This is a genomic window from Pseudomonas sp. 43mfcvi1.1 (assembly GCF_900115935.1).
Taxonomy (GTDB): Bacteria; Pseudomonadota; Gammaproteobacteria; order Pseudomonadales; family Pseudomonadaceae; genus Aquipseudomonas; species Aquipseudomonas bijieensis.
Window position 1 is genome coordinate 137,238 of sequence record NZ_UETT01000017.1, and the last position, 15,036, is coordinate 152,273.

The window sequence follows — 15,036 nt, forward strand, 5'->3', positions numbered from 1 at the left end:
CTGGGCTGCGCAGCGGCCCTTGTTTTGCGATTGCTGCGCAATCGAGCGGGAGCAAGCTCCCTCGCCACAAAAGCTCAAAAGCTCAAAAGCTCAAAAGCTCAAAAGCTCGAAAGCTACAAAAAGGAGCGGTTTATTTAGGATAAAGCGGCGGCAATCCCGAATCACCGGCCGAATCCAGCGCCCCTTCGGTGGGCGGGATGGTGCGGATGGCGCGCCACAGGTCTTCGCCTTGCCAGTGCTGGCCGGTTTCGCTGTAGAGCGCGCCGTTGAGGCCGTCGAGGGCGTCGGACAACGGCACGAACCGCGCGGCCATGTCGGCCAGGGTTTCCGGTTGCTGCCGGGCCCAGGCGTCCAGGGCCTGGCGGGTGGCGTGTGGATCGTTGGCCAGGCAGGCGCGCTTGAGGTCGTCCAGCAGAGTGCGCGGGCTCGGCCCAGCCTGGGTCGAGCGCAGGATGGCCGGTTGCCAACGGGCGCGCCACCACAAGCCAAAGCCGAGCAGTGTCGTGCAAGCCAGGATGAAAGTGCTCAGTTGCCAATACCACAGGGTCTCGCTGTCGACCGTCGTCACGATCTGCGTCGTACCCGCCGGCGTATCCACCATCAGGCTTGGGTTGTTCGCCACTTGCAGGGTCCGCGCCGGCAGGCTGGTGCGGTCCAGGTGGTCTTCCAGGGTGTTCCACCAGACCACTTCCACCGGTGGCAATTCGATGGTGCCGCTGCGGTTGGGCACCAGCGCCTCGCGGTCTTCGCGGCTGCCCACCAGCCCGCGTTCACTGCTGCGGCTGCTGAGTACCGGCTGGTCCGGATAGCGCCGCAAGCCATTGATCTCGGTGGCCGGGAGGGGCGGCAACTGGGCACTGGCCAGGCCTTCGGCTTCCAGGGTCAGGCTGCGGGTCAGGGAATCGCCGACCTGGCTGTGAGTCGGTTCGGGGCTCCAGCTCTCGCTCAAGGACAGACTGCGTGCTGGCAGCCAGGGCACATCGGCTGGGTAGCTGGCGGGCTTGGGGTTGACGGTCAGCCGCAGTTGCTCGGAACTGACGCGCATCAGTTGGCCGGGTTTCGGCCCCGAAGGCACCGCGTCCTGGGCCACCGGCTCGACCAGGGTGGCGCTGAAGGTCTGGGCCGGAATCGTCAGTTCACCGCTGCGCTGCGGGTAGATGCCGTAGCGCAGTTCGATCACGCCGTGGCGCACATCGTTGATGACCTTTTCATAAGTGCGCGATTCGCCCAGTTGTTCGGTGCGAGCATCGGGGATGTGCAACGGCGTCAGGCTGCTGTCGTCGTACAGCGACACCGAATGGTAGATGCGCAGGGTCAGGATCGCCTGGGCCTGCACGTACACGTGGGTCTGGTCGAGACTGGCCTCGATGAACACCGGCGCCAGGGTCCCCGATGCGTTGCGGGTTTCGCTTTCGATCACTTGCAAGGTGATCGGCTGGCTGGTCACCTCGCCCAGTTGCAGCGGGGGAATGATCACGGTGCCGCTCTGGCGTGGCAGCAGGGTAATGATCCAGCGGGTGGTGGCGCGGTTCTCACCGTCGAGGGTCGTCAACTGGTTGACCTGGCGGGTGCCGCGCACGTCGAACAGGGCCTGGAGCGGGCCGAGGTCGGGTTTGCCGAACAACGTGGCATCGTTGGATTCCAGGGTCAGTTCCACCGTTTCCCCGGAGTTCAGGCGGCTGCGATCGACACTGGCAGTCAGCTGTGCAGCCTGGGTTCCAGAGGCCCAGAGCAGCAAGATGAGTAGGTAGGCGGTGAAGCGGGTCATGGGGTTTTTCCCTGGGCCTGATGGCTTTGCTGTTCATACCAGAATTTACGCCTGAGCAGCTCGCCAGGATTGTCCGGGATCTGGCGCAGCCATTGTTCCAGGGCCTGGCGTTGTTCTTCTTCATTGCGCTGGCCGGCGGCGGGGCGCAGCGGCGGGGTGGTGGTCTGCTCGTCCGGTAGCTCGCTGCCCGGTACATCCTGGGCGGTGGGCGGTTGTGCCGTTCGCGGGGGCTGGGATTCGTCCGGCGTCGCGGTTGCCTCGGAGGAGGGCTGCCCCGGTTCGGAAGACTGGCTGGGTGAATCGGCATCCGGCGCTTGCTCGGCGGGGCCCGGTTCCTTGCTTTCGTTGGGCTTGGGTTCTGGCGCCGGCGGTGCCTGCTCGTTCAACAGGCTCTGCACCAGGGCCCTGTTGGTCTGGGCAGGGCGCAGGTCGGGCTGCAACTCCAAGGCTTGCTCATAGGCATCCAGCGCTGCTTCCAGTTCACCGCTGCGGGCCAGGGCGTTGCCACGATTGTAGTGCGCGCGGGCGTCGTTGCCTTCGGCGAAGCGCCGGGCGGCTTCGCTGTATTGGCCGGCTTCGTACAGGGCAACACCTTGCCACTGGCTGTCCTCGAAATGCGCGGCGGCCTCGGCGGGGCGTTTTTGCTTGAGTAAGTGCTGGCCCTGTTGGTCGGCGCGCAACCACAGGTCCTGGAATTCGAAGGCGTGGCCAGTCTGCGGCAACACGAACAGCAACGGCAGGCAGAACAGCCAGCCTCGCCGCCCGGCGCAGGCGGCCAGCAGCAACAGGGGCAGGAGCAGCCAATAGCCCTGGTCGGCCCAGGTGTCCAGGCGCAACGTTTGCCCATCGCTGCGCAGGTGGCGAGGACCGTCCAGCAGGCCCAGGCCACGCAGGTCGCTATCGTCCAGCCGCGCCGGCCGGTAGCGGCCGTCCAACTCGTTGGCGAAGGCCTTGAGGCCCGGGCTGTCCAACCGTGGCACCAGGATCGCACCCTGGGCATCCTTGAGGTAACTGCCATCTTCCTGGGCCACCGGTGCGCCTTCCCGGGTACCGATACCCAGCATCAGCCATTGGGTGGCGGAGCCATCCAGTACCTGGCGAATGCCTGCACGTTCCTGCTCGTTCAGCGACGAACCGATCAGCAGGATCCGGCCGTGGCCGAGCTCACCCTGATCCAGCAGGGCCATGGCCTTGTGGACCGCCAGGTCGGCACGATTACCGCCTTGGGGCATGATCGACGGGGCGAGGGCTTCGAGCAGGTTGGCGCTGGTGGACAGGTCGTCGGACAGCGGCACCAGCGTGTGGGCGCTGCCGGCATAGACGATGATCGCGGTCTGGGCATCGCTGCGGTTGTGCAGCAGGTCCAGGACCTTGCGCCGGGCTTGTTCCAGGCGCGTGGGCGGGACATCGGTGGCGAGCATTTCCGGGGTCAGTTCCAGTACCACCACCAGCGGGTCGGCGGGTTTCTGGCTGGTCTGTTCGACCCGCGCCCAACTTGGCCCGAGCAACGCCAGCACGATCAACAGCCAACCCAGGCCCAGGGCAATCCATGGCAACCGGCTTTCACGGCCGCTGCCACCACTGAGCAGCACGGCATGGAAGGCCGGCGGCAGGATCATCTGCCAGCGGCCCACCCGTTTCTGTCGATGCCACAGTTGCCAGAGCAACCAGCCCAGCAACGGCAGCAGCAACACGAACCAGGGGCGCAGCCAGTGTGGCCAGAGGGCGATCATCGACGCCTCCGCAAGCGCAGGCGCTTGAGCCGCTGGCGCCACTCGGTGTGTTGGGCCGGCTGGAACAGCGGCTGGTTGAACAGGCGCTGCAACGGATTGTCCGGCCAGCGCGCCCGGGCCACCAGCAACATGCTCAGCAGCAGGGCCACGGCCAGGGGCCAGTGATACAGCGCCAGGGCAGGGCGGGCCTGGGTCGGTTGCTGGGTCACCGGTTCGAGCTGGTCGAGGGTGGTCTTGATCGCCAGCAATTGCTCACCGTCCTGGGCCCGAAAATAGCGGCCGCCGGTGGCCTGGGCGATATCCTTGAGGGTCGCTTCGTCGAGGTCCAGGCTCGGGTTGACACCGAGAAAGCCTGCCGTGCCGCTTTGTTCCGGGTCGGCACCGATGCCGATCGGGTAGATTTTCACGCCTTCATCGGCGGCCAGGCGCGCGGCGGTCAGCGGGTCGATTTCGCCGCCGTTGTTGGCACCGTCGGTGACCAGGATCAATACGCGACTGTGGGCCGGCCGCTGGCGCAGGCGCTTGAGGGCCAGGCCAATGGCGTCGCCGATGGCGGTATTCTTGCCGGCAATGCCGATGCGCGCCTCATCGAGCCAATGGCGCACGGTGCGCCGGTCGAAAGTCAGCGGTGCCTGCAAGTAGGCCTGGCTGCCGAACAGGATCAGGCCGACCCGGTCACCTTCGCGCCCTTCGAGAAAGTCCCCGAGCATATGCTGGACCAGCGCGAGGCGACTGACTTCTTCGTCTTTCCACTGCATGTCGGGAAAGTCCATGGAGCCCGAGACATCCACCGCCACCAACAGATCACGGCCGCTGGCGGCAATGGGCAACGGCTCCCCCAGCCACTGCGGTCGTGCCGCGGCGATCAGCAACAGCAGCCAAAGCAGGATAAAGGGCGCCTGTTGCCGCCAGGTCGGCAGATTGGCCCGGGCTCGACGGCCCACCAGGCCTTCCAGGTCCCCAAGGAAGCTGACCTTGAGCGCCGGCTCGCCACTGTCGGCCGCCGGCAGCACCAGGCGCATCAGCCAGGGCAGCGGCAACAGGGCGAACACCCACGGCCAGGCGAACTCAAACATGTTTGCGGATCCAGATTTCGACTGCCTGGGTCAGGCCGGCGATGGCTTTGTCGTCGAGCTTGCATTCGGGCTTGTAGGCGCCTTCCACCAGTACCATCCAGCGCGTCAGGCCGGCGGCCGGGCAACGGTTATCCAGGAAGGCCAGCCATTTACGCCCGTTGAGGGTGTGGCTCTGGCTGTAGGGATAATGGTTGCGACACAGGCGCTTGAGCAGTCCGTTGAGCTGTTGCAGCCAGGCACCGGCCGGTGCGCCGTCGTAGGGCTTGGGCAGCCGGGCGAGTTCGGCCAGGGCGGCCAGGCGCACCGGGTCCAGGGGTTGTTCGCTACGGACGGTGGTGCGCTGGGTCGGAATGAACCGGCGCAATTGCCACAGCCCCAGACCCAGCAACGGCAATACCACCAGCAGCAACCACCAGCCTGGCGCGGGCGGCCAGAAACCAATGGGGGGCGGTGCCATCAGCGGCTGCAATTGATCCAGATTGCTCATCGGCTTTTCCCGGCCCGCTTGGGGTTCAGGTATTCACGCAGTTGTTCGACCATGTCGCCCTGGGTACTCAAGGGCATCATCAGGATCCGCAGTTTCTGCGTCAGCAGTTCCCAGCGCTCCTGGCGCGCCTCGGCCTGGGCGCGATAGGCCTGGCGCAGTTCGAAATTCAGGGTGTCGAGCTCCAACTGTGAACCACGTTGGGCGAAACGCAACAGGCCGGCGGCGGGCAGGGCATGGTCCAGTGGGTCCGACAACGGCAACAGCAGCAGGTCGCAATGGCGAGACAGCAGGCTCAGTTGCTGCTCGGCGCTGTCGGACAACGCACGCTCGTCGCAAATCACGATCACCAGGCTGCCGGGCCGCAGCACTTCCCGGGCCCGGCGCAGGGCGATGCCGAACGAGTCGCGGTCCGGCTCGCCCTCGGTGTGCAGTGACTGATTGACCCGCACCAGCCGGTTGAGCAATTGCAACAGGCTCTGTTTGCTGCGCCGCGGTTTGACCTCGTAATGGGTGTTATTGCCGAACACCAGGCCGCCGACCCGGTCATTGTGTCCCAGCGCGGCCCAGCCGATCAGACTGGCGGCCTGGGCGGCGAGCACCGATTTGAACATCAGCCCCGAGCCGAAGAACAGCCGGTGGCTTTGCTCGATCATGATGAAGATCGGTCGCTCGCGTTCTTCGTGGAACAGTTTGGTATGCGGCTCCTGGGTCCGGGCGGTGACACGCCAGTCAATGGTGCGCACATCGTCGCCGGCCTGGTAGACCCGTACCTGGTCGAAGTCCACCCCGCGTCCGCGCAGCTTGGAGTGATGCAGGCCGATCAACGGGCTGCGCTGGCCGGGTGTCGAGAACAACTGCACCTCGCGCACGCGATGGCGCATCTCGATCAGCTCCGAAAGGCTGACGCGGATGCCCGGTGCGGGCGTCAGTGGGTTATTCATGACTCATACTCAAGCGACAGCGACGACGTCGAGAATCCGCTGCACGACCCGGTCCTGGTCGATGCCGGCGGCTTCGGCTTCGAACGACAGGATGATGCGATGGCGCAGCACGTCGAACAGCACGGCCTGGATATCTTCCGGGCTGACAAAGTCGCGTCCGGCCAGCCAGGCATGGGCACGGGCGCAGCGGTCCAGGGCAATGGAGCCCCGCGGGCTGGCGCCGTAGGCGATCCACTCGGCCATTTCCGGATCGAACTTGGCCGGATTGCGGGTGGCCATGATCAGTTGCACCAGGTACTCCTCCACGGCGTCGGCCATGTACAAACCGAGGATTTCCTTGCGCGCCGAGAAAATCGCCTGCTGGCTCACGCGGCGTTCGGGCTTGGTCTCGCCGTTCAGCGCTTCACCCCGGGCCTGCTGGAGAATGCGGCGTTCCACCGTGGCATCGGGAAAGCCGATCTTGACGTGCATCAGGAAGCGGTCGAGCTGGGCTTCGGGCAGCGGGTAGGTACCTTCCTGCTCGATCGGGTTCTGCGTGGCCATCACCAGGAACAGTGGCGACAGTTCATAGGTACTGCGCCCGACGCTGACCTGGCGCTCGGCCATGGCTTCGAGCAAGGCCGACTGGACCTTGGCCGGGGCGCGGTTGATTTCGTCCGCCAGCACCAGGTTGTGGAAGATCGGCCCTTGCTGGAACACGAAGCTGCCGGTCTCCGGGCGATAGATTTCCGTGCCGGTGATGTCGGCGGGCAGCAGGTCGGGGGTGAACTGGATGCGATGGAATTGCGCTTCGATGCCCTCGGCCAGCTCTTTGATGGCCTTGGTCTTGGCCAGCCCAGGCGCGCCTTCCACCAGCATGTGGCCGTCGGCGAGCAGGGCGATGAGCAGGCGCTCAATGAGTTTTTCCTGGCCGAGAATCTGCGTTGAAAGAAAGGTTCGCAGCGCCAGCAGCGCTTCACGATGTTCCATCGATGACTGTTCCTGGAAAGGGTGGCCCAGGCGTTCGGATAACGCCGGGGCTGGGGGCGTTACTTTAATGCATGGCGGGGGGTGGCGACTAACGGGATTTTGTCTGGCGTGCGGATTTGTGATCGGTTTGGAGTCGATGTGGGAGCGGGCTTGCTCGCGAAGAGGTCGATACATCCAGCAGCATCGTCTCAGACAGACCGCTATCGCGAGCAAGCTCAGCTCCCACAGAGGACTGGCGGTGGATGCAGGGCAAGGCACACCGCCGATCCATTGTGGGAGCGAGCCTGTTCGCGATTACCCCAGTAGATCCGGCACTTCATATTTTCGCTAGTTTTGCATCCGAATCTCATCCACCAGCAGTCTGATTGCTGGCCTGTCGATCAGATCCCGCCACGGGCCATCCTCCACGATTGCCCCGTCATGCATCACAATGACCCGGTCAAACCGATGCAAGTGGTCAACATCATGGGTGACACATATCAACCCCTGCCCGGCAAAAACGTCGAATAACAGGTCCCAAAGAGGCGTGGTCAGCCTGGGTTCGATGGATGCGCTTGGCTCGTCGAACATATTGAATTTCCCGGGCTTGTTGATCAGGCGCAGCAGTGATAGGCGTTTGGCTTCGCCTCCGGAGAGATTCGATGCATTTTCGCTGACCTGCCGTGTTGTCACGATCTCATCCAGTTCCAATTGCCGTATGGCTCTAGACAAAATCGGCGATGCGCAGCCTCCGAACAGAACCGATTGTTCAAAAGAGCCTTCCAGAAACCGCGGTTGTTGGGGGCAATATCTCAAGGCGTCCAAGTGAGCTTGACCGGACAAAAGTGAGACCGGTACCGAGTCGATACTCAGTTGGTCTCGCTTTGATGCATCAAGCCCGGCGAGGACTTCCAGAAAAGTGGTTTTGCCTGCGCCGCTAGGCCCCGTAACGGCCACTGACTGCCCTTGAGCAAATGCCAGGGAGCGCTTGATCGACAGGCGAAGCGGTCCCGTTCCTGCGACTTCGCAGGGGCCGAGTGCCAGAACTGAGGACCGCTGGAAATCAACCCAGGCCAGCCGATTGCTGCGATCGAAATCCGGAAGTGATAGCAGACCCTGAAACTGACGCTGGTCTGCAAGGAACTGATCAAGAGCACGATACCCTTCAGTCAAGGTTGAAATACTGAGCAGATAACTCCCCGCGATTGAAAAAATGGCAACCAGCTGCCCGACACTGATACTGGGATGCCCCGAAAGCTGGTCCAGGACGCCCCAATAGAGCAATCCCCCAGTGGAAAGGCTTACGAACAGTATCTTGGCGGCGCTCAGCAGGCCGCCAGAGGATGCTGTAGTCACAGCAGCGTCGGCATAACGTCCGAACGCCGCGTTCAACGGGTGCAGGGCAGTGGGTATGGCACTTTCCAGTTTTATGGTTTTTCCCGCGTTGAGGGTGTTGTAGAGGTGGGCACTTAACTCATCTTCCTGCTCATTGACTGCATCAATGTGCCTTCTCCGCCATTTGATAATTTGATGGGTAACAGCTAGATAGATAATTCCGTACGCCGTCATGCTCAAAAAAATTTCACTGTCCCCTATGTAAATAAAAGCAGCCCCAACAACTATGAATTCCAAGAGTACGGGAAGTGCGATGGTCACAATGAAAGTGAGTAGTTGTTCGTGTGCAGTAATTCCGCGCTCGACCGATTTTATGAAATGGCCGATTCTCCAAGAGTTGAATAACGAAAACTCTTTGCCTATGAGTTCGGTGATCCACTCAATGGAAGCGTTCATGATAATGCTCTGTACCAGCTTGGACAGCGCATGGAGCTGCAGAGGAGTGATGATGGCATGAATGCATCCCGCGACAATCAGGCCTGTCGTCAGTGCGAGCAGGGTGCTGGATGCTGGGTTTCTGTTGCCTTGCAGAGTATCGATGATGGTTCCGAGTAACAGTGGAGGGGCAAGTGTGATGAGCTTGAGTGCGATGATTGTGACTATAGTTGCTGCTAGAAGTTTGGTGTGTTTTTTATAGGCGTTTTTTATCATTGCCCGAATGCTATTCATGTACTCGCTCCTGGTTGCTTTGTGTTTGATAATTCAACCGCGTAACACGTACTGTGGCACCACCAAGCGGCCGTTTCTAATGATATTGAAGCGCTCAAGTCCTGGAATATAAATTTGAGTAACGATGCTGTGGCTTGAAAAGCGGGCTACGGTTCGGCGGAATATTTTCATTCCTGTGTTTGATAGGTTTTTTTGCAGTTTTTCCAGTTGTGCGGAAACTGTCGTGGAGTTGATGTGTGCAGGGGCGTCAATTGTAGGAAGTGTCGCTGTTGTGACGGGTGCGAAGTCAATCAAGTGTTTCAAGTGTCTTGATTTGGATAATAGATCAAAGGTTTCTCTATCTATGGATTCTTCAGCGGCATCATATAAGTCCTCGGACTGGAATTGTTCAGTAACTGCCCTTTGGATTGCAGTATGGATCTCAAGCGAGCATCCGGAGCCAATGGGTGAAAGATGGTGAGCTCCAGGGCCCGCTTTGGGAAAAGCCACTGCAAAGTAAACTGACAGCACGTCCTTGATAATGATCACTTGCAGTCTGTTCGCTGACGCCAAGGCAGCGGGGTGGTTCCTCAGCGCTGTTTGAAGCAACGCCGCAGAAGGTGTGTATAGTTCCATTGCCGGACCGAGGCCACAGACAGCCATGTAGAAAAGAGAGAGGATATGCCTCTCGATTGTTTCGTGGGCACCATGTAACAGTGCTTCGTTCTCTGTGCAACCAAAAGCAATTCCTGAGTTTGATGAGTAGCGAGATAAAAAGCGCAGTGCAGAATTCGAATCTTCGTGGATGTTTTGCGTCGTTTCAGGGCGTAGAAGGACGCACGGCGCGAATAGCTCTTCATTATTGTTGAGCGAGGTAAGCCTGAAACATTCGATTGGTTTTTCGGTGTAAGGCAGGCTGGTAAAAATTCCATCTTCTGTAACTGCTTTTTGAGTAGCTATCTTGTCGGAGCGGTATCGTATGGGAGCATCAGCAAGAGGCTGGAACGTGCTGAAGTGTTCAATGCTTTCTGCCAGTGCGCCTATTAGTGAGTCTGGTCCCTTGCCAGCCCCCGATTCAACGAGATTGTCGTTGCCATCAAACAGTTCGGCCGTCGCTACTAGCTTGGATGGTGTCGTATACCGTGTTACTGCACTGAGGTCCAGTGTATGGAGCGTAGACATGATATTGAATAGCGCTTCGGTGGGTGATAGTTCTCGTTCTGACATATGGATCTCCGTTAAAGGATGCCGAAAGGAGATCCTTTCGGCATCTGTTCGCCGATATTTAATCGGTCACTGGCTTAATTGGTCAGCGACGCAAAAAAATCGGCTTCCGTTGCGAGGAGGTCTTTAGAAAGGCCTAATGCCTGCGGCAGGCCAAAAAAGGTATGATTTATTTCAGAGCGTTTCCTACCCATGTCGATTTACTCCAATGTAGTTAATGGGCGTCGCGACGCGAACGCCCAACTTGCGTGTGTTTGCAAGTGATTAATTAATAACATTGGGGTGAGGTGAAGGCTATTGCGCGACGTCCGAGGCTGACGTAGGTTCGCTCTTGCCGTTGAGTAGGAGGGGGGTGTAGGAATGTAGCTGCTCTGTTGAAAGTGTGGTTTCTCTCTACTGCTTTCGTCGTTTGGGATGTTTATATTATTTTAGGAAAGGATCAAAAGGGTAATCTGGCAAGGTTACAGCGGTGTTCTAAGGCGGGCGTGCTCGGAAAGGTTTTGTTGCATGCACATCTAAATGAACACCGTAGCCATCGCGACCCTGCTTGCGATGGCATATTCGAAGGTGGCAATAGGTCAGCCTATCCACGCCCCCGGGTTTACTAGATTCACCGGCCGCTCCCCCGCTAACGCCGTCAACAGGTTGTCCACCGCACAGCGCGCCATCGCCTCCCGTGTCTCGTAGGTGGCCGAGCCCATGTGCGGCGTCGCGACCACGTTGTCCATCTGCAATAGCGGCGAGTCCGCAGTCAAGGGTTCGCGCTCGAACACATCCAGCCCCGCGCCTCGAATCTGCTTGTTGCACAGGGCGTCGATCAGTGCGGCTTCATCCACCACTTTTCCCCGGGAGATATTGATGAAGATGCTCTCGGGGCGCATCTGCGCGAACGCTTGAGTTCCTATCATTCCTTGGGTTTCGGCCGTGAGCGGCAAGGTCAGGCAGATGAAGTCCGCCTGCTGCAACAGCGTTTCGAGGCTGCAATAAAGTGCGCCGAACCGCTGCTCGACCGCGGGCTTGGGCGAGTGGCTGTGGTAGATCACCGGCATGCCGAAACCGAAATGTCCGCGCTGGGCCAACGCTTCGCCTATACGGCCCATGCCGATGATGCCCAGGGTCTTGCCATGGACGTCGGTGCCGAAATGCCGGGGGCCGATACTCTGCTGCCACTGCCCGGCGCGAACCAGGTTGGCCAGTTCCACCACCCGTCGAGCTGTTGCCAGGATCAGGGCGAAGCCGGTGTCCGCAGTGGTTTCAGTCAGTACGTCCGGGGTATTGGTGAGCAGGATCCGGCGTTCGGTCAGGTAGTCGATGTCGTAGTTGTCGACCCCCACCGAGACGCTGGCGATGGCTTGCAGGTTCGGCGCCAGGTCCAGTAGTTGCGCATCCAGCTTCAGGCTGGCACCCAGCAGGCCGTGGGCACCAGGCAAGGCGTCACGCAATTGGGCCAGGCCTTGCCCATCGAGATGCTCGATGAGGGTGACCTGGGCCTGCGCTTGCAGGCGGTCCATCAGTTGCGCCGAGAGCGCTTTGTACAACACCACGTGCTTTTTCATGGGGGTCTCGATTCAGGAGTGGGCGGGGGCCGATTGCGGCGTCGCGGTTTTCGATTCGGTCCGGTCACTGGCGCCGGGCTTGAGAGCGAGGGTCAGCACCACCGACAGCAGCAACGCGCCGCTCATCAGCAGGAAGGACATGCCGGGGGAGCCGGTGGTGCCGTTGAGGTAGCCCACCAGGTACGAGCCACCGAACGAACCCAGCGCGCCCATGCTGTTGATCAACGCCATGGCGCCGCCAGCGACATTGGCCGGGAGGATCTCCGGAACGATGGCGAAGAACGGACCGTATGGCGCGTACATGCAAGCGCCGGCGACCACCAGCAAGCCGTAGGACCACCAGAAATGCTCGGCCCCCAGCAGGTAGGAGGCGTAGAACGCGATGGAGGCGATCAGCAGCGGCGGCCAGACAAAACGCTTGCGCTTTTGCGCCTTGTCCGACGCCCAGGACACCACCAGCATGCCGATCACCGCCGCCAGGTAAGGCAAGGACGACAGCCATCCGGCCTCGACCATGTTCATCTGCAGGCCAGCCTTGAGGATCGACGGCAACCACAGCACAAACCCGTAGACCCCGATGCTCCAGCAGAAAAACTGCAAGGCGAGGATGATGACCTTGGGCGAGCGGAAGGCTTCGGCGTAGTTCTTCACGGCCTTGATGCCGACCTGTTCGGCCGCCAGGGCGCTTTCCAGGTCTTGTTTTTCCTGGTTGCTGAGCCACTTGGCCTGGGCCGGACGATCATCGGCCAGGCGCCACCAGACAAAGGCCCAGAGCACCGCCGGCAGGCCTTCGATGATGAACATCCAGCGCCAGTCGAATTGCTGCACCAGATAACCCGACACCACCGACATCCACAGCATGGTCACCGGGTTGCCGAGGATCAGGAAGGTGTTGGCGCGCGAGCGTTCGGCCCGGGTGAACCAGTGGCACAGATACACCAGCATCGCCGGCATCACGGCAGCTTCGACCACGCCGAGCATGAAGCGGATCACGATCAGCCAGTAGGCGTTGGAGACCACGCCCGTCAGCGTCGCCAGCGATCCCCAGAGGATCAGGCTGACGAAGATCAGTTTCTTCACGCTGTGTTTCTGCGCGTAGATCGCCCCCGGTACCTGAAAGAAAAAGTAGCCGAGGAAAAACAGGGCCCCCAGCAGCGACGACAGCCCCGGGGTGATCATCAGGTCCTTGGCCATGCCCGAGGCAGCGGCAAATCCATAATTGGCCCGGTCCAGGTAGGCCAGGCTGTAAGTGATGAACACAATGGGCATGATGTACCACCAGCGGCGGGTGGCGAGGTTGGGCGTTTGCATATCTTTGACTCCTGAGCTTGTTGTTTTTGTTGCAGCAGGTGTATTTGTGGTGGCTTTATCGCGAGCAGGCTTGCTCCCACAGGGTTAACGTCAACCGCTGTGGGAGCGAGCCTGCTCGCGATGGGCGGTTTCAAATTCAGTCGATAACTCGATGCGAGTAGGCAATCCCTCCATATCCCCACGGCTCTGCACCGCGCGGCTGCCAATCCAGTTGGCGCGCTGCACGGCTTGGGTGATGGCGCGGCCTTCGAGCAGCGCACTGATCAGGCCGACCGCGAAGCCATCGCCAGCGCCCACGGTGTCCACCACCTGGGCCACCGGCACGCCGGCGATAACGCCCTGGTCTAGCTGCGTGCGGAAATAGGCACCATCCGCGCCGAGCTTGATCACGACGATTTCGGCCCCTTGGCCAAGATAGAACGCGGCAATGTCGGCTGGGTCGTCGAAACCGGTCAGCAAGCGGCCTTCACCGAGCCCCGGCAAGACCCAGTGGGCGAGGGCGGCGAGGCGATTGATTTCACGAATCATCATCGACTCGCTGGCCCACAGGCTCGGCCGCAGGTTTGGGTCGAAGGACAGGCTGCGGCCGGCTTCGCGCATCCGCATCATCAATTCAAAGGACATCTCACGGGCCGTGACCGACAACGCCGGAACGATGCCGGTGGCGTGCAAGTGGCGGGCTTCAAGCAGCGCGGGCGCGATGGCGTCGATCGATAGATGACTGGCCGCCGAGCCGCGACGGAAATACTCGACTTGCGGGTCGCTGCCATCGTCGCTACGGGATTTGAACTGGAACCCGGTGGGGTGGGCTGGATCGACCGTCACGTGGCGACAATCCAGGCCTTCGTTTTCCAGCGTCTGCACCACGAAGCGTCCCAGGGAGTCAGCACCGACCCGGCTCAGCCACGCCACTTTGAAGCCCAGTCGCGACAGACCGATGGCCACGTTGCCGTCGGCCCCGGCGATGCGCTTGTGGAACTGCTCGACACTGGCCAGGTCACCGCACTGGTCGGCCACCAGCATCGCCATGGTTTCGCCGAACGACAACACATCGAACTCAGGCATGGGCAGGCTCCCGGCGCGATTGCCCGAGGTGGGCAAGGGTGGCGACATGGCCAGCGGTCAATTGCAGCAAGTCATCGCCTTGCAGCGGGTATTCGGCGGCGCGCATTACACCGGCGGGCATGTGTTTGAGCAGTTGTTCCCACAGGTGCAGGTCGGTCATGGCTGGAGGCACCGCGACCAGTTTGCCGTCGGCGCGCCTGGCCACGGCCTTGCAATGCACATAAGCGACATACCGCCCGAGCTGTCGGGCGGCCACGGCAGCCGATTGGTCCTGCCATTGCCAGTTGCCGATGTCGAAGGTCATGCCGATGGGCAATGTCTGCTGCTCTACGGCGGTGAAGAAACGTTGCAACGGTTCGATCCGCCCACCTTGCAAGGTCTGGTCGTTTTCCACCAGCAACTGCACCGGGCTCGTGGCAAGTACGTGGGCCAGTGCCGACAGGTCATTGGAGTCGGTGAAGTGCCCGAGAGAGACTTTCAGCCACGCCGAGCCGAATGCTTCGCAGCGTTGCAGGGCAACGGCCAGGGCGGGGTTGGGCCTGGACTGGCCGCCGAGCCACAGCTCCAGCGGCGACGAGAAAATACTCTGCAGTCCCTGGGCACGGGCGCGAGCGGCCAGCTCGGCGGGTTGTTCGGTGGTGAGCAATTCTTCGCGCCATTCAATGCGCGAGGCCCCGGCGGCGGCCAGCAGGTCGATGAAGCTGCCTTGGCCGTGTTGCCGTACCATGTCGGCGCCGTAGCTGGAAAGGCTGATGGAGACGGGTGGAGTGTGCATTGTTTTTATACCTCTGAAACCGGTTTCAGTTTTGTCCAAAAAAAAGGTTGTGCCTGAGGGCCCTATCGCGAGCAGGCTCGCTCCCATAGGGGACTTCCAGTGGCGCAGA

General features: G+C 61.1%; 12 protein-coding genes. All 12 read right to left on the reverse strand.

Annotated elements, in window-relative coordinates:
- Positions 1-130: 130 nt before the first annotated feature.
- The 12 genes from DTP52_RS26825 to DTP52_RS26880 all read right to left on the reverse strand — a co-directional run bounded on the left by DTP52_RS26825 (position 131) and on the right by DTP52_RS26880 (position 14,927).
- Positions 131-1,768 carry a BatD family protein gene (locus DTP52_RS26825; RefSeq protein WP_109756067.1) on the reverse strand — a complete coding sequence of 546 codons (1,638 nt, stop codon included), beginning with the start codon at positions 1,766-1,768 and terminating at the stop codon, positions 131-133.
- Positions 1,765-3,501 (reverse strand): tetratricopeptide repeat protein, encoded by a 1,737-nt coding sequence (locus tag DTP52_RS26830; RefSeq protein WP_109756068.1) that lies wholly within the window; start codon positions 3,499-3,501, stop codon positions 1,765-1,767. The genes DTP52_RS26825 and DTP52_RS26830 overlap by 4 nt, the downstream gene beginning before the upstream one ends.
- Positions 3,498-4,577: a VWA domain-containing protein gene (locus DTP52_RS26835; protein ID WP_109756069.1), complete on the reverse strand. Its 1,080-nt coding sequence runs from the start codon at positions 4,575-4,577 to the stop codon at positions 3,498-3,500. Before DTP52_RS26835 ends, DTP52_RS26830 begins: the two co-directional genes overlap by 4 nt.
- Positions 4,570-5,064 (reverse strand): DUF4381 domain-containing protein, encoded by a 495-nt coding sequence (locus DTP52_RS26840; protein WP_109756070.1) that lies wholly within the window; start codon positions 5,062-5,064, stop codon positions 4,570-4,572. The genes DTP52_RS26835 and DTP52_RS26840 overlap by 8 nt, the downstream gene beginning before the upstream one ends.
- Positions 5,061-6,005, reverse strand: coding sequence for a DUF58 domain-containing protein (locus DTP52_RS26845; protein WP_109756071.1), 945 nt, complete (start codon positions 6,003-6,005; stop codon positions 5,061-5,063). Before DTP52_RS26845 ends, DTP52_RS26840 begins: the two co-directional genes overlap by 4 nt.
- Before the next feature lie 9 nt (positions 6,006-6,014).
- Complete coding sequence (locus DTP52_RS26850; RefSeq protein ID WP_109756072.1) at positions 6,015-6,974, reverse strand: MoxR family ATPase; 960 nt, start codon at positions 6,972-6,974, stop codon at positions 6,015-6,017.
- Positions 6,975-7,301: 327 nt separating this feature from the next.
- Positions 7,302-9,017, reverse strand: a complete 1,716-nt coding sequence (locus DTP52_RS26855; RefSeq protein ID WP_109756073.1) for an ATP-binding cassette domain-containing protein — start codon at positions 9,015-9,017, stop codon at positions 7,302-7,304.
- A gap of 33 nt (positions 9,018-9,050) precedes the next feature.
- Complete coding sequence (locus tag DTP52_RS26860; RefSeq protein WP_256594286.1) at positions 9,051-10,223, reverse strand: YcaO-like family protein; 1,173 nt, start codon at positions 10,221-10,223, stop codon at positions 9,051-9,053.
- Positions 10,224-10,798: 575 nt separating this feature from the next.
- On the reverse strand, positions 10,799-11,776 hold the full coding sequence (locus DTP52_RS26865) for a D-glycerate dehydrogenase (RefSeq protein ID WP_109756074.1): 978 nt from the start codon (positions 11,774-11,776) through the stop codon (positions 10,799-10,801).
- A 12-nt stretch (positions 11,777-11,788) separates the two neighbouring features.
- The gene (locus tag DTP52_RS26870; protein WP_109756075.1) at positions 11,789-13,087 is read right to left on the reverse strand and encodes an MFS transporter; all 1,299 of its coding nucleotides are present in this window, start codon (positions 13,085-13,087) and stop codon (positions 11,789-11,791) included.
- Between the two features lie 90 nt (positions 13,088-13,177).
- Complete coding sequence (locus DTP52_RS26875) at positions 13,178-14,152, reverse strand: sugar kinase (protein ID WP_109756076.1); 975 nt, start codon at positions 14,150-14,152, stop codon at positions 13,178-13,180.
- Positions 14,145-14,927, reverse strand: coding sequence for a sugar phosphate isomerase/epimerase (locus tag DTP52_RS26880; protein WP_109756077.1), 783 nt, complete (start codon positions 14,925-14,927; stop codon positions 14,145-14,147). The genes DTP52_RS26875 and DTP52_RS26880 overlap by 8 nt, the downstream gene beginning before the upstream one ends.
- Positions 14,928-15,036: the final 109 nt, after the last annotated feature.